Below are 14,876 nucleotides of genomic sequence, written 5' to 3'. Positions count from 1 at the left end.
GGCTTATTCCTCGGGAAGATATTTCTGCATGAGCAGCGCATTACCGGCTGCCGGATCAAGGACATAGGGTAAAAATCCGGCCTGATGGTAAGACGCCATCGCCCGCGTGTTGTTGGACAGGACTTCCAGCGTCAGCTTGCAGCAGCCCAGCTCACGGGCCCGCTCCTCTGCCCAGGCCAGCAAGGCCTGACCGATGCCCTGACCGCGCACAGTGTTATGGACGACGATGTCGTGAACATTGAGCAAGGGTTTGGCCGCAAACGTTGAAAACCCGGCGAAGCAGTCGATCAGACCCACCGCCTCACCATCGCGCCAGGCCAGCGCCCCATGAAAGCCCGGCACCTCGCGCATGACGCCGATCAGATGCAGCTTGGCGTAATCCGACAGGCCCTCGCCGCCACCCATGGGGTCATTGGCGTAGTGATCCAGAAGGCCAAGCCAGATTTCAGCCTGCGCCAGGTCGGACAGATCCAGCGGAACAACCCTCAGGCTCACAGCCCGAGCGCCTGCCACATCGTGTCGATGCGCTTTTTCACGCCATCATCCATGACAATCGGCCGCCCCCACTCGCGGCTGGTTTCGCCCGGCCACTTGTTGGTCGCGTCGAGCCCCATCTTGGAGCCCAGACCGGCCACCGGCGAGGCGAAATCAAGGTAGTCGATCGGTGTGTTATCGACCAGCGTCGTATCGCGCGTCGCATCCATACGGGTCGTCATCGCCCACACCACTTCCTTCCAGTCGCGGATGTCGATGTCGTCGTCGACGACAATGATGGTCTTGGTATACATGAACTGGCGGAGGAAACTCCAGATACCGAACATGATGCGCTTGGCGTGGCCGGGATAAGCCTTCTTGATGCTGACAATCGCCATGCGGTACGAACAGCCTTCCGGCGGCAGGTAGAAATCAACGATTTCCGGATATTGCTTCTGGAGCAGCGGCACGAACACTTCATTGAGAGCGACGCCAAGCACAGCCGGCTCATCGGGCGGCTTGCCGGTGTAGGTGCTGTGATAGATCGGGTCGCGGCGCATGGTGATGCGCTCGATGGTGAACACCGGGAATTCGGCCTGCTCGTTGTAATAGCCGGTGTGGTCGCCATACGGCCCTTCGAGCGCCATCTCACCGGGGTGGATGACCCCTTCCAGAACGATTTCGGCCGAAGCGGGCACTTGCAAAGCGGAGCCGATGCATTGTGTCAGCTCCGTCTTGGCCCCACGCAACAGGCCGGCAAACTGGTATTCGGAAAGGCTGTCCGGCACCGGGGTCACGGCCCCGAGGATGGTCGCCGGATCGCAGCCAAGTACCACCGCCACCGGGAAGGGCTGGCCGGGATGGGCCAGTTGATGCTCGCGAAAATCGAGCGCCCCGCCGCGATGCGCCAGCCAGCGCATGATCACCTTGTTCGGCCCGAGCACCTGCTGGCGGTAGATGCCGAGGTTCTGCCGGTTCTTGTGCGGCCCTTTGGTAACAACCAGGCCCCAGGTGATCAGCGGCGCGACATCGCCCGGCCAGCAGTGCTGGATGGGCAGGCGCGCCAGATCGACATCCTTGCCCTCCCAGATAATTTCCTGACAAGGCGCATTCGACACCTTCTTCGGTGCCATGTTCATCACCTGCTTCAAAATCGGCAGCTTGTCCCAGGCATCCTTGAGGCCCTTGGGTGGTTCCGGCTCCTTGAGATAGGCGAGCAGCTTGCCGACTTCACGCAGGGCCTGCACCGATTCTTCGCCCATGCCGAGCGCCACCCGTTTCGGCGTCCCGAACAGATTGGCCAGAACCGGCATGGTATGGCGGGTTTGACCACTGCGCGGCTTCTCGAAAAGGATGGCAGGGCCTTCGGCGCGCAGGACGCGGTCGCAGATTTCGGTCATCTCGAGATGTGTATCGACCTCGACGCCGACGCGTTTGAGTTCGCCGGTCTTCTCCAGTTGCGACACGAAGTCGCGCAAGTCGTGATATTTCATCGAATCAGGAAATCCAGCGCGATGCCGGCGAAGATCGCCGCACCGACAGTATTGTTATGGAGAAAAGCCTTGAAACAGGCCATCCGCTCACGACCGCGTATCCACGTGTAATGCACACCCATGATAGCGCCAGCAACGAGCAGGCCGGCATAAAAGGCCGGGCCTCGATGCAATTGCCAGCCGATCCAGCCGATGATCGCCAGCGTCGCGCCATAACAACCCATCACCGCTGCCACGTCGAAACGACCGAAGGTGATGGCCGAGGTCTTGATGCCGATTTTCACATCGTCCTCACGGTCAACCATGGCGTACTCGGTATCGTAGGCCACCGCCCAGAAAATATTGGCAAGCAGCAGCCACCACGCCTCGGCTGGCACCTCGCCAAGATGCGCCGCGTAGGCCATCGGGATGCCAAAACCGAAAGCGATGCCGAGATAAGCTTGCGGAATGGCCAGGAAACGTTTGGTAAACGGGTAGCTGGCAGCGAGAAAAAGCGCCGGCACCGACAGCCAGATAACCAACGCCTTGCCAAGCATCAGGACCAGGGCAAATGCTGCCAGCGAAAGCCCGGCAAAGAGCGCCAGGGCTTCCTTCGTGGTCACTTTGCCGGCCGTCAGCGGGCGCTCCTTGGTGCGTTCAACATGCTTGTCGAAATCGCGGTCGGCGTAGTCGTTGATGACACAGCCGGCCGAACGCATCAGTACAGTACCCAGCACGAAGACCCAGAGCACCATCCAGTTGGGCCGCCCCAGCGCCGACAACCACAGCGCCCACAGCGTCGGCCAGAGCAGCAACATGATGCCGATCGGCTTGTCGAGGCGCATCAGCCGTTCGTAGAGATCGAGTTTTTCCTTGAGGGCGGGCCAGTTCATCGGGCAATTTTACCTTGGTCGGGGCGCTCAGCCAGCGCTGTGCCGACTAGCCTGCTGCCAGGCCACCACAACCTGCCCGGCATGGGCAAGAATGGCCTGATAGCGTTTGGCCGGCAGGGCGTGGCGCAAGGAGGCGAATAGCTGCTGCGTTCCATCCTGGGCGAGCGGCGACTTCGGCGCGATATCGGAGAGCAGGGCAATCTGGATATTGGCCAGGGCATCGGCGACCAGACGCCAGCCCAGCTCGGGCATCTGCCCGTTGAGGGCCACCATCATGCTGCCCAGCGGCTGGACAATCCCCTGCACCTGTTCGCTGGTTTCGCAGGCGGTCATGGCATGCCACAGCGCGAGGTGGATACCGCGCCGCACATCGACCTTGAAATCAATGGCATCGGACTCGACCTCGTTGATCTGCTCGAAATACTGCTGAAAGAGCACATCGTCACGGGCCTCAAGGCGGGTACGCAGACCACCGATAAGCGCCGTCAGGGAATGAATGGCATCGAGATTGAAGGCCTGCGTATAGGCCAGCCCCCATTGATCGAGACCGCTGATCAGCAAGGCCAGGCGGAGCGCCCGGGCCTCGTCGCTGGCGCCAGCCTGGCACCAGTCGAAGCAATGCGCCGCCACTTCGCCGAGAACGACGACATCCGGTGCCCCGTCTGCCGTCACCGCCTGGCGAAACGCACCGGCAAAGACATCCTGGGCCATCCGCGCCGCAAGGTGCTGGGTATCGGCACTGGCCAGGCTGGCAAGTTGGTCGGCGGGGATCTGGGCAGCAGTCGTCATGGCAAATCGAAATGAGGGAAAGCCGATATTTTAACGAGACGCCGGATACCTGACGCCAATTGCTGCATCCAACCAGGGAAAAGAACTGCAATCAAGATGGAGAAATGTCGCCGGAAAGACGGCCAATGGCCAGCATGGCGACACCGACCGAACCCGCAGCCGTCGCTTCAGTCCATGAAGCCCGACTGGATTTCCAGGATTTTATCGAGTGCCCCCAACAGCACGGCAACACAATCAGGGTCCAGCTTGAAGTGGCTCATGCGCTCCAGTTCAGCAAAGGCCTGAGCGTTGCTCCAGGCCTTTTTGTACGGGCGCTCCGAGGTCAGTGCATCGAACACATCGGCCACGGCAACGATCCGCGCCTCAATCGGAATGTCCTTGCCGGCCAGACCATCCGGGTAACCATTGCCATCGATGCTCTCGTGATGATGCGCCACGATATTGCGGATCATCACGATATCCTTGTGGTTCCGGATATTGAAGTTGACCATCATGGCGTCGATGATCTCCCGCCCCCGCGTCGTATGGGTTTTCATCTCGGCGAACTCTTCAACGCTGAGCGGGCCGGGCTTGAGGAGAATCCGGTCGGGTATGGCGATCTTGCCGACATCATGCAATGGCGCATGCTGGAAAATCCGGTCAGCGAACTCGTCGTCAATGGCATGCGTGGCCCCCAGCCGCCAGGCAATCAACTGCGAGTAACGGGCCATGCGCTCGAGATGCATGCCGGTTTCCGGATCGCGATGATGGGTGAACTGGGTGGCCGTCTTCAGGGCGCCGCGCAAGGTCGAAATCTGGGTCAACTCGGCGGCCATCAACCCGGTCATCAGGTGCGCGATCATATCGAGGTAGGTCAGGTTCGAATCATCGAACGCGGCGCGCTGAAAGGAGTTGAAAAACAACATACCGATGAACTGACCATCGCTGAACAGCGGAATGGTATAGCTGGACTGAAAGCCCTTGGCGAGTATCTGCTTGGAGTGGGTTGTATTCCGGTCGGCAAACACCCCCAGATCATTGACGACGCGCGTCTCGCGGTTTTTCGCCAGATAGAGCAGGGAGGGAACCTCGCTGAGTTTGGCTTCATGAAGCTTGAGGGGATTGTCGGCCTCCATGCTCCCGATGAAGGTACGCAGGGTATCGGTGACCTGATCGTATTTGGCGATGGCGATGCGATCGATGCACGGAAAGCGCTGCCGGACGACCTCATGAACATAGGCTGCCTTGTCCTGCAGCGTACGATGGTCGTCCAGTTTGCTGAGTTGCAATTGATGCTCCTCCCCATGCGGGGCAGGCATCATTGCAGAATCATCCACTTGCGCCGCACCGGGCACGGCGGGCAAAGGCGCCAATGACATACGAACTCCATATTCCCTGATTCACAGCATGTCCCGGCCCATGACAGACCAGGGCACCTGCTTTGCTTGAATCGAACCGGCTCGTCGTCGCAACTGGGTCACGCTGACCATCGGGGCTCCGGAAAATAGTACAACAAATTGGTCGGGATTCCGTGAAAAGCAGCACCAGCCAATGGCTGGTCTGATCCGCACCGTTACCGCAGCTTCCCCCGCAAAGCCGCCACTGCTGCCTGCAGGGCGGCCGGAGTCGCTGCTTCAGTAGCGAACGGAGCGCCTACACGCAAGACGACCGCCGAGAACAGGCCGCGCCGGAATGGCGACTTCATGGCGACCCCGTCAATGCGGGAAAAATAGCTCCCCCACAGGCCGCCTAGCGCCATCGGCACGACCGGCACCGGATTGGCGGCAAGAATGCGGGAGATGCCGGGACGGAAGGTCTGCAACTCACCGTCGCGGGTAATGCCGCCCTCGGGGAAGAGGCCGACCAGATCACCGTTGGCCAGCGCCTTGCTCACGTCGCGGAAAGCGGCCTCCAGCATGGCCGGGTCTTCCTTGGCCGACGCGATGGGAATGGCCCCGCAATGGCGGAAGATAAAGCCGAGCAGAGGGGTCTTGAAAATGCGATGGTCCATGACAAAGCGGATCGGTCGGGGCGAGGCCCCCATGATGATCACCGCATCGGCAAAGCTGACATGATTGGCCACCAGAACCGCCGCCCCTTCTGCCGGAATATGCGCCAGCCCCTCGCTGCGTAGCCGATACACCGCCTTGACGAGCAGCCAGGCGATAAAGCGGAGCAGGAATTCCGGCACCAGCCCGTAAATATAGATCGCCACACAAGCGTTAAGCAGGGCAGCGAGGCCAAACAGGACCGGCATCGACATCCCGGCACCGAGCAGGCTGGCCGCCCCGAGCGCACCGACCACCATGAACAATGCGTTGAGAATATTGTTGCCGGCAATGATGCGGGCCCGATGATCCGGTGCGCTGCGCAACTGGATCAGCGCGTAGAGCGGAACCGTGAAAAAGCCGCCGAAGGCACCCAGCATGGTGAAATCGATCAACACCCGCCAGACATCCGGAATACTGAGCAAGGCAAGCAGTTGGTGCGGCGTCGTACCAGCCAGGCCAAGCGGCGAGGCAAAATACAGATCCAGCCCGAACAGCGTCAGGCCAATCGAGCCAAATGGCACCAGCCCGATCTCGACATGGTGGCCGGACATCCGTTCGCAGAGCATCGAGCCGACCCCGATGCCCACCGTAAATGTGGCGAGTAACAGGGTCACCGCCGACTCGCCCCCGCCCAGCACAACGCGCGCGTATGCCGGAAACTGGGCGACGAACAACCCGCCATAGAGCCAGAACCAGGAGATGCCAAGAATGGACAGAAAGACAGTCCGGTCCCGCCGGGCAAATGCAATGTTGCGCCAGGTTTCCGTCAACGGATTGAGGTTCACCCTGAGTTCCGGCACTGGCGCCGGCGCCGCCGGGATGCCCCGGCTCGTCAGGTAGCCAGCCAGGGCGACGGCAAATCCGCCGCCGGCGATCCACGCCGGATGGTCGACCACACCGGCCAGCAACCCACCGGCCAGCATCCCGACCAGAATGGCCACGAATGTACCGGCCTCGATCAGCGCATTGCCACCGACCAGTTCATCGGCGTGCAGATGCTGCGGCATGATGGCGTACTTGACCGGCCCGAACAACGTCGAATGCAGGCCGAGCAGGAAAAGCCCACCCAGCAGCACGGGCAGGCTGTGCAGCAGAAATCCGGCTGCCGCAACGCCCATGATGAGCATCTCCAGCATCTTGACGAAGCGGGCGAGCATCGCCTTGTCGTACTTGTCGGCCAGTTGTCCGGCAGTCGCCGAGAAGAGAAAAAAGGGCAGGATGAAAATGCCCGATGCCAGGCTGCCCAGAATTTCCGGATTGAGCGCCGTCCATTGCGTCGCCTGAAAGGTCAGGAGGACGACCAGGGCATTCTTGAACAGGTTGTCGTTGAAAGCCCCGAGAAACTGGGTCACAAAGAAAGGCCCGAAGCGCCGCGTCCGGAGGAGTCGGAATTGACTGCTCACGCTGCACCGCTGGCGAAAAGAAAGCGAACGAAATTCATGGCCGGGATTCTATGCGACATCGAGCCGCTAAAATACGCCATCGCAATGCTCGCCGCGCCCGACAGCCGAAGAAAGTCCACAAGCAATGAAGCCCTCCCGCTCGGAATTCCTTGACCTCCCCGACGTCCGACTGCACATCCGCCGCTGGGGTGATGCGCAGGCCCCGATGTTGTTCCTGCTGCACGGCTGGATGGATGTTTCGGCCTCTTTCCAGTTTGTCGTGGACGAACTGGCCCGTGACTGGAATATCGTCGCCCCCGACTGGCGCGGTTTCGGTAATTCGGAATGGCTGAACCGGCCTTATTTTTTCGCCGAGCATCTAGGCGACCTGGAAGCAATCGTTGATCGTTACGCACCGACAGGCAAGGTGAAACTGGTCGGCCACAGCATGGGCGGCATTCTTTCCTGTTTGTACGCCGGCATTCGGCCCGAGCGCGTTGAAAGCGTCGTTTCGCTGGAAGGTTTCGGCATTGCGCCGACCACACCGGGGATGGCCCCGGAGCGTTACCAGCAGTGGCTGGGCGCCCTTAAAAAGCCGCCGCGCATGCATGCCTACGCCGACCGTGCCGCCTTTGCCCGCCGACTCTTGCACAGCGACCGCTTTCTGCTTCCTGAGCGCGCCGAATTTCTGGCCAAGCACCTGGCCCGTGTCGGCGATGGCGAAAACCGGGCCGGCCTTCGCCATCACGGCATCATCTGGAATGGCGACCCGTGGCACAAAGCCCCCGCCCCTTATCTGTTCCGTCTCGAGGAATCGATGGCGATCTGGAAACAGATCACCTGCTCGGTACTCTGGGTGGCTGGCCGGCAATCCTGGGTTATTCGTGAGTTCGAAACCCGGCCGGGCGACTGGGCGGCGCGTCAGGCCTGTTTTGCAAATCTTGGCGAGGCGTGGATCGATCAGGCCGACCACATGTTGCATCATGACCAGCCAACCGAAGTGGCACGCATCGTCGAGGCATTTATCGGCTGAAATGCCGAAGCGCAGAGCATCAAGAAAAAAGCCGGGAAATCCCGGCTTTTTCTTAGTGGTAGGCCGTCTTCGAGGCCAGCTTGGCAGCCATGAAACAGGCCAGGCCAAGAATAACAACAGTAAACACAATGCCGACGTAAGAGAGTTCGTCCATATTTGCCTCGATACAGGTTGAAGTAAAAAATCAGGCAATCAGACCGCTCTCCCGAAGAAAGTTCCCGCCGGGCCAAATTATTTTTACGCCGGGCCCAATGACGGCCCGGCGAGCCCGGCATCAGCGACCGAGCGACCCGCCCGGTGCGGCGCGCAGGTACTGGTTCGGCCATATCCCGACCTGCCCCAATGCCTGGGCTGCCTGCAGGGGCCAGTAGGGATTGCGCAGGATTTCCCGGCCGACCAGAACCATGTCGGCCTGGCCGGTGCGCACGATGTGATCGGCCTGGGCGGGCGAGGTGATCAACCCTACCGCAGCCGCCGGCAGCCCCGCCTCATGGCGGACGCGGGCGGCGAACCCGGTCTGAAAGCCGGGACCGGCGGGAATTTTTGCCGTCGGCACCAGACCGGCGGTCGAGATATCGGCCAGATCAACGCCGAGCGCCTTGAGGCCACGGCAGAGCTCGACGGTTTCGTCAGCGGTCCAGCCACCGTCGACCCAGTCGGTGGCCGACAGGCGAATAAGCAGCGGCAAATTATCCGGCCATACCGCGCGCACCGCCGTCACGACCTCGCGCACCAAACGGGTCCGGTTCTCGAAACTGCCACCATAGGCATCCGTACGCTGGTTAGACAGGGGCGACAGGAACTGATGCAGCAGGTAGCCGTGGGCGGCATGCAGTTCTATGGCCTGAAACCCCGCCACTACCGCCCGCCTGGCTGCCGCGACAAAGGCCGCAACAAGATCGGCAATCTCGTCGAGGGTCAGTGCATGCGGCGAAAGGTAGCCATCACCGAAGGAAACGGCCGAAGGCGCGACCGGCATCCATCCTCCCTCACTGGTCGTCAGTGTTTTCTGCGCCTCCCAGCCCAGTCCGACGCTGGCCTTACGCCCGGCGTGGGCCAACTGGATCGCCGGCACACAACCCTGGCCTTTCGCCTGTGCGGCGATCCGGGCGAGCGGCTCGATCTGTTCGTCCTTCCACAAACCGAGGTCTCCCGGGCTGATCCGGCCGGCTGGCGTGACGCCCGTTGCCTCAAGGATCATCAGGCCGGCACCACCCATGGCCCGGCTACCGTAATGAATAACATGCCAGTCCCCGGCCATGCCATCCTGCGCCGAGTACTGGCACATCGGCGGAATGCCGATGCGGTTCTTCAAGGTGATATCACGGAGTTTCAGGGGTTCGAACAGATGGCTCATGGGTTCAGTCATTGAAAATTTGCAGAAAACGGCGAAAGCCTACTCGCCGCGCGCCCTTCGGAGACTAATCGACTCGCCCGCCACGCCCCAGTTGTCGGTATCGACCTCATCGATGACGACAATGGTCGTTTTCGGGTTCTTGCCCAGCACATCGACCAGCAGTTGCGTCGCGCCCTGAATCAGGCGGGCCTTCTGTTCCGGCGTCGCGCCTTCACGGGTAATCTTGATATTGACGTAGGGCATCAGCCACTCCGTTTAACGATTGACGTCGACAACGACGCGGCCACGCACCTGGCCTGCCATCAACTGCGCAGCGGTCGGAATGGCCTCGGCCAGCGACACTTCGTGCGTGATCAGGCCGAGCTTGCCGACATCGAGATCGGTCGCCAGACGCTGCCAGGCAAGCAGTCGCTCCGGGCGCGGACACATCACGCTATCAATGCCGACCAAAGTCACCCCACGCAGAATGAAGGGCGCCACCGAGGACGGGAAATCCATGCCGCCAGCCAGGCCGCAGGCGGTGACCACGCCGCGATACTTGGTGGTCGCGCAAATATTGGCCAGGGTGTGACTACCGACAACATCGACTGCTCCGGCCCAGCGCTCCTTGCCCAGCGGCTTGCCGGGTGTCGCAAAGACAGCCCGGTCGAGCACTTCGGTCGCCCCCAGTTGCTTCAGATAGTCAGTTTCCTCCGGCCGGCCGCTGACGGCCACCACGGTGTAGCCGAGCTTGGCGAGCACCGCGATGGCGACGCTGCCAACGCCACCCGCCGCGCCGGTCACGACGATCTCGCCATCGGCGGGCTTGACGCCCTGGCGCTCGAGCGCCATGACGCAAAGCATGGCGGTATAGCCGGCGGTGCCGATCGCCACCGCCTGTTTCTCGCTGAAGGCAGCGGGCAGCGGCACCAGCCAGTCGCCCTTGAGGCGGGCTTTCTGGGCCAGACCACCCCAGTGTGTTTCACCGACACCCCAGCCGTTGAGGACAACCCGGTCACCTGCCTGGTAATCGGGGTTATTGCTGCTCTCGACCGTACCGGCAATGTCGATGCCCGGCACCATCGGAAACTTGCGGACGACCGGTCCCTTGCCGGTAATTGCCAGCCCGTCCTTGTAGTTGAGCGAAGACATCGCCACCCGCACCGTCACATCGCCTTCCGGCAACTGGCTGTCGTTGATGTCCTGTACCGACGCCCGATAACCGGCGTCATCCTTCTCGATCAGAATTCCCTTGAACATGTCTTGTCTCCAATTTCAATCCGGCTAGCAGGGTTCGAGCGCCAGCGTGGCGTCCCGCTTTTCTACAAACTTCAGTATAACCAAGAGGACGACACCCACCACCATGACGCCACCTGCGATGGTCAGGCCAATCGAATAATTGCCCAGCCGGGTCGCCAGCCAGCCGACGATGGCGGGCCCGATGATCTGCGCCGCCCCATAGGAGAGGGTCATCTTGCCCATCATCTTGGCCGGCCGCGTCGGGTAATAACGTCCGGCCATGGTCAACACCAGACTGACCATGCCGATGAAAGTGCCACCAAAGAGCAGCGCTCCGAACAGCGTGGCGAACAATCCCCCGACAGCCACCGGCAGGACGATGCCGATGATCTGCAGTACTGCGGCGAGGATCAGCGCGTTGATGTCACCCGTATAACGGGCGATCAGATCCCAGTTGAAGGCCGCCGGGGTCGCCGCCAAACCGATAGCCAGGAAGGCGAGCGCCCCCTTGCCGGCAAGACCGGGCAACTGATCGACGATGGCGACGATGAAGGTGGCGCTGATGACGTAACCAAAGCCGGCACAAAAATAGGCCGCCATGAAAAGCCCGAGGAACAGTCGGCCCGGTGGATTGTCGTGCATGGGCGCGCCGCTCTTGGTCAGCGGACTGGTGTCGGGAGCCGGCAACCAGACCAGGGCCGGCACGATAAGCAGGCAGGCGATGGCCGAAAAGGCGAACCACTGTTCGCGCCAGTCGAAGCTCCCGCTCATCAGCCATACCGCCATGGCGCACCCGGAAATACCCAGACCGATGCCGGCAAAGTGGATACCCAGCTCCGGGCGGTGGTTGTGACGAATCAGCCAGTTGAGAATCAGCCCGGTCCCCAGCAACATGCCGGCGGCACTGCTCAGGCCGGCGATGAAACGGGACAGCATCCAGACCCACGGATCGGCGGTCAGGCCCATCAGCACCGTACTCAGGATGGCGACCACGAGGCCCATGCGATAGAGCTTGTCTTTGAGTACCAGATCGCTGATCAACGAAGCGATCAGCGCGCCGCTCAGGTAACCGGCGTAGTTCATTGCCGCCAGCCAGCCAGCTTCGGCCAGCCCGAGCCCAGCCTGTTGCTGCATCAGGGGCAGCAGCGGCGTATAGGCAAAGCGGGCCACGCCGAAGGTCAGCAACAGACTGAAAATTCCGGCGCAAAGCACCTGGAGCCGTTCTCTCTGTGAAGTCATGGGATATTCCCTTTGTTATTGATCAGCGAACAATAAACAGAGTAATGTATCATTTCAAATGATTTGTTCAGAACGCACAATTCTATTTTTGAGATACACATGGAACTCGTCGCCCTCCGCACCTTTCAGGCCGTTGTCGAAGAAGGTGGCATCCTAGCTGCCTCGCGCAAGCTCAATACCGTCCAGTCCAACGTCACCGGCCGTATCCGGCGGCTCGAAGAAGAACTGGGGGCCGAGCTGTTCTTCCGCAAAGGACGCGGCCTGGAACTCGCCCCCTCGGGCAAGGTCCTGCTCGATTACGCACGGCGCATGCTGATGCTCGAACGGCAGACCAGCGCCGCCGTCCGCCTGGTTGGCGAAAGTGCCGGCGAACTGCGCATCGGGGCAATGGAAACCTTTGCTGCCCTGCACCTGCCAAGCGCCCTGAAGGCCGTACGTAGCACCCATCCCGGCCTTGAGCTGCGGGTCACTACCGACACCACCAGCACGCTGACCGAAAAGGTCCTCGACCACAAACTCGACTGCGCCTTCGTCGCTGGCCCGGTCATCCACCCCGACCTGCAGTTCGACGAACTGGTGGTCGAGGAACTGGTCCAGGTGCATGCGGCTGGCACCGACCCCGTGCTGCTACCGCTTATCCTCTTCCGGGAAGGCTGCGCCTATCGCACCCGGGCTATCGCCTGGCAGCGCGCCCAGGGCCACGCTGTGGCCGATGCCATGGAGTTCGGCACGCTGGAGGGCATCCTCGGCTGCATTGCCGTCGGCCTCGGCTGGACCCTGATGCCGCGTCGTGTCGTCGAACAATCGGGGCATGCGGCCGATCTCATCATCGAGACCGTGCCCGACGAATTCAGCCGGGTTCCTACCGGCATGATCTATCTGCGTGAGGCCCGGGCAATGGCGGCACTGAAGACCCTGAGCGACGGCATTACGGCTTCGGCCAGACGAGTCAGGATTTAAGAAGTTCTTCGCGCGAGCCGAGCCAGCGCTTGAGATGGCGTTCGGCCAGGTCGCCATGCTCGGTCAACATTTCCTCGGCGACGCCACGCGCCAGTTCGACCAGATCGGCATCCATTTCCAGATCGGCATAGCGCAGCAGCGGTACGCCGCTCTGCCGGCTGCCGACAAATTCGCCGGGGCCGCGAATCTGCAAGTCCTGCCGGGCGATTTCAAAACCATCAGTATTCTCGAAAATGATCTTCAGGCGCTGGCGGGCGATTTCACCGAGCGGCCCGGCGTAGATCAGTACGCAACTCGACTCATACTTGCCACGGCCAACCCGCCCGCGCAGCTGGTGCAGTTGGGATAATCCGAAACGTTCAGCGTGCTCGATGACCATCAGGCTGGCATTCGGCACATCGACGCCGACCTCGATCACCGTGGTCGCCACCAGCACATCGATATCGCCGGCGGCAAAGGCGGCCATCACCGCCTGCTTCTCGTCGGCCTTCAGCCGGCCATGGACCAGACCAACGGTCAGGGTCGGCAATTCCGCCAGCAATGTCTCGTAGGTATCCTGCGCCGTCTGCAACTGCAGAGCCTCGGACTCCTCGATCAGCGGACACACCCAATAGGCCTGCCGGCCTTCCTCGACATGTTTTTTGACAAAGCCGACCACATCGTCCCGCCGGTTATCAGCAACCAGCCGCGTCTTGATCGGTGTTCGACCGGGCGGCAGTTCATCGAGCACGGTCACATCAAGATCGGCGTAGTAGCTCATGGCCAGGGTGCGCGGAATGGGCGTTGCCGACATCATCAGCTGGTGCGGGTTATCGCCCTTCTTGCGCAGGGCGAGGCGCTGGGCAACGCCGAAGCGGTGCTGTTCATCGACAATCGCCAGGCCGAGTTTGGCGAAATCGACGCCGTCCTGAATCAGCGCATGCGTGCCGACCACCAGTTGCGCGTCGGCTGCCGTCGCCGCCAGTTGCTCACGCCGGGCCTTTGTCTTCAGGCTGCCCGACAGCCATGCCACACGAACGCCAAGCGGCTCCAGCCAATCCTTCAGTTTCAGATAATGCTGCTCGGCGAGAATTTCCGTCGGCGCCATGAAGGCTGCCTGCCAGCCGGCTGAAATCGCCTGACAGGCGGCCAGCGCAGCGACGATGGTCTTGCCGGCTCCGACATCACCCTGCAACAGGCGCTGCATCGGATACGGCTGGGCCAGATCGCCGCCGATTTCAGCCATCGCCCTGACCTGTGCGCCAGTCAGCCCAAAGGGCAGACTATCGAGCAGGCGCGCCCCCAGGTCGTCCCGCGCCGCGAGGACCGGCGCTCCCTGCTCGCGGCGAGCGAGATAGGCCCGGCGCAGCGACAATTGCTGGGCCAGCACCTCGTCGAACTTGACCCGCCGCCAGGCCGGGTGATTGCGCGCATGCAGGGTATCAAGATCGGTGCCCGGCGGTGGCATGTGCAAAAACCGCAGGCTACGCGCCAAACCTGGCAGTTTCAGACGTTGCCGCAACGCCTCTGGCAGCGTCTCGGAAAGATCACCCGCCGCCAGGGCCTTGCCAATCAGCTTTTGCAGGGCCGAATTGGCCAGGCCGGCAGTCGATGGATAAATCGGCGTCATTTCCGTCGGCAGCGGCTCATCGTCACCCACCTTGCGGAAACGCGGGTGCACCATCTCGGCCCCGAAGAAACCGCCGCGTACTTCGCCGAAAGCCCGGATACGCGAACCTTCGCTCAGCGCGGCCTGCTGGTTCGGATAAAAGCTGAAAAACCGCAGCGTGATCTCGCCGCTGGCGTCTGCAGCATGCACGACCATCTGGCGGCGCGGGCGAAACTGCACCTCATTACGCAGGACGACCACCTCGACCTGCACCGGTTCGCCCCCGAAAGCACGATCGACCGGCGTGATGCGGGTTTCGTCCTCATAACGCAAGGGCAGGTGCACCAGCAAATCGGCCTCGCTATGGAGGCCGATTTTGCCGAGCTTCTTGAGCAGGGCCTCCGAAGCACGGATCGGAGCCGACGCTTCGGCGTCGCTCAT

General features: G+C 61.7%; 13 protein-coding genes. 2 read left to right on the top strand and 11 right to left on the bottom strand.

From position 1 onward, the window contains the following. Positions 1–3: 3 nt before the first annotated feature. From HYN24_RS01860 to HYN24_RS01835, 6 genes are all read right to left on the bottom strand, one after another. Positions 4–495, bottom strand: coding sequence for a GNAT family N-acetyltransferase (locus tag HYN24_RS01860; RefSeq protein ID WP_117607692.1), 492 nt, complete (start codon positions 493–495; stop codon positions 4–6). Continuing rightward, a complete protein-coding gene (ubiD, locus tag HYN24_RS01855) occupies positions 492–1,967 on the bottom strand; it encodes a 4-hydroxy-3-polyprenylbenzoate decarboxylase (protein WP_117607691.1) in 1,476 nt (491 codons plus the stop codon). The genes HYN24_RS01860 and ubiD overlap by 4 nt, the downstream gene beginning before the upstream one ends. Next, positions 1,964–2,839, bottom strand: a complete 876-nt coding sequence (gene ubiA / locus HYN24_RS01850; protein ID WP_117607690.1) for a 4-hydroxybenzoate octaprenyltransferase — start codon at positions 2,837–2,839, stop codon at positions 1,964–1,966. Before ubiA ends, ubiD begins: the two co-directional genes overlap by 4 nt. A gap of 27 nt (positions 2,840–2,866) precedes the next feature. Beyond that, positions 2,867–3,628 (bottom strand): hypothetical protein, encoded by a 762-nt coding sequence (locus HYN24_RS01845; protein WP_117607689.1) that lies wholly within the window; start codon positions 3,626–3,628, stop codon positions 2,867–2,869. Between the two features lie 167 nt (positions 3,629–3,795). Continuing rightward, positions 3,796–4,896, bottom strand: coding sequence for an HD domain-containing phosphohydrolase (locus HYN24_RS01840; protein WP_205421420.1), 1,101 nt, complete (start codon positions 4,894–4,896; stop codon positions 3,796–3,798). A gap of 284 nt (positions 4,897–5,180) precedes the next feature. Further along, on the bottom strand, positions 5,181–7,061 hold the full coding sequence (locus tag HYN24_RS01835) for an MFS transporter (protein WP_117607687.1): 1,881 nt from the start codon (positions 7,059–7,061) through the stop codon (positions 5,181–5,183). 124 nt (positions 7,062–7,185) lie between these two features. Between HYN24_RS01835 and HYN24_RS01830 the strand changes: the two genes are divergently transcribed. Next, positions 7,186–8,073 carry an alpha/beta fold hydrolase gene (locus tag HYN24_RS01830; protein WP_117607686.1) on the top strand — a complete coding sequence of 296 codons (888 nt, stop codon included), beginning with the start codon at positions 7,186–7,188 and terminating at the stop codon, positions 8,071–8,073. Positions 8,074–8,347: 274 nt separating this feature from the next. Here the strand turns inward: HYN24_RS01830 and HYN24_RS01825 are convergent, their stop codons facing one another. Genes HYN24_RS01825 through HYN24_RS01810 form a run of 4 tightly spaced genes read right to left on the bottom strand, consistent with a single transcriptional unit; the run spans position 8,348 to position 11,887 of the window. Continuing rightward, positions 8,348–9,430, bottom strand: coding sequence for an NADH:flavin oxidoreductase/NADH oxidase (locus tag HYN24_RS01825; protein WP_117607685.1), 1,083 nt, complete (start codon positions 9,428–9,430; stop codon positions 8,348–8,350). Between the two features lie 39 nt (positions 9,431–9,469). Next, positions 9,470–9,673, bottom strand: a complete 204-nt coding sequence (locus HYN24_RS01820) for a 4-oxalocrotonate tautomerase family protein (RefSeq protein WP_117607684.1) — start codon at positions 9,671–9,673, stop codon at positions 9,470–9,472. A gap of 12 nt (positions 9,674–9,685) precedes the next feature. Then, complete coding sequence (locus HYN24_RS01815; RefSeq protein WP_117607683.1) at positions 9,686–10,669, bottom strand: MDR family oxidoreductase; 984 nt, start codon at positions 10,667–10,669, stop codon at positions 9,686–9,688. Positions 10,670–10,693: 24 nt separating this feature from the next. After that, complete coding sequence (locus tag HYN24_RS01810; protein ID WP_117607682.1) at positions 10,694–11,887, bottom strand: YbfB/YjiJ family MFS transporter; 1,194 nt, start codon at positions 11,885–11,887, stop codon at positions 10,694–10,696. Between the two features lie 99 nt (positions 11,888–11,986). Here HYN24_RS01810 and HYN24_RS01805 point away from each other — a divergent pair, with 99 nt between their 5' ends. Beyond that, complete coding sequence (locus tag HYN24_RS01805) at positions 11,987–12,847, top strand: LysR family transcriptional regulator (RefSeq protein ID WP_117607681.1); 861 nt, start codon at positions 11,987–11,989, stop codon at positions 12,845–12,847. Here HYN24_RS01805 and recG read toward each other — a convergent pair. Continuing rightward, positions 12,837–14,876, bottom strand: a complete 2,040-nt coding sequence (gene recG / locus HYN24_RS01800; RefSeq protein WP_117607680.1) for an ATP-dependent DNA helicase RecG — start codon at positions 14,874–14,876, stop codon at positions 12,837–12,839. The two genes, HYN24_RS01805 and recG, sit on opposite strands and share 11 nt — an antisense overlap.

This window comes from Dechloromonas sp. HYN0024, assembly GCF_003441615.1.
Lineage (GTDB): Bacteria > Pseudomonadota > Gammaproteobacteria > Burkholderiales > Rhodocyclaceae > Azonexus.
This window is presented reverse-complemented; position numbering and strand designations above follow the sequence as displayed.

Bases quoted from the DNA above. Each gene is read 5' to 3' on its own strand.
- HYN24_RS01815 (WP_117607683.1), bottom strand. From the start codon at position 10,669: ATGTTCAAGGGAATTCTGATCGAGAAGGATGACGCCGGTTATCGGGCG.
- HYN24_RS01845 (WP_117607689.1), bottom strand. From the start codon at position 3,628: ATGACGACTGCTGCCCAGATCCCCGCCGACCAACTTGCCAGCCTGGCC.
- ubiA (WP_117607690.1), bottom strand. From the start codon at position 2,839: ATGAACTGGCCCGCCCTCAAGGAAAAACTCGATCTCTACGAACGGCTG.
- HYN24_RS01810 (WP_117607682.1), bottom strand. From the start codon at position 11,887: ATGACTTCACAGAGAGAACGGCTCCAGGTGCTTTGCGCCGGAATTTTC.
- ubiD (WP_117607691.1), bottom strand. From the start codon at position 1,967: ATGAAATATCACGACTTGCGCGACTTCGTGTCGCAACTGGAGAAGACC.
- HYN24_RS01820 (WP_117607684.1), bottom strand. From the start codon at position 9,673: ATGCCCTACGTCAATATCAAGATTACCCGTGAAGGCGCGACGCCGGAA.
- HYN24_RS01825 (WP_117607685.1), bottom strand. From the start codon at position 9,430: ATGAGCCATCTGTTCGAACCCCTGAAACTCCGTGATATCACCTTGAAG.
- recG (WP_117607680.1), bottom strand. From the start codon at position 14,876: ATGAGCGACGCCGAAGCGTCGGCTCCGATCCGTGCTTCGGAGGCCCTG.
- HYN24_RS01805 (WP_117607681.1), top strand. From the start codon at position 11,987: ATGGAACTCGTCGCCCTCCGCACCTTTCAGGCCGTTGTCGAAGAAGGT.
- HYN24_RS01830 (WP_117607686.1), top strand. From the start codon at position 7,186: ATGAAGCCCTCCCGCTCGGAATTCCTTGACCTCCCCGACGTCCGACTG.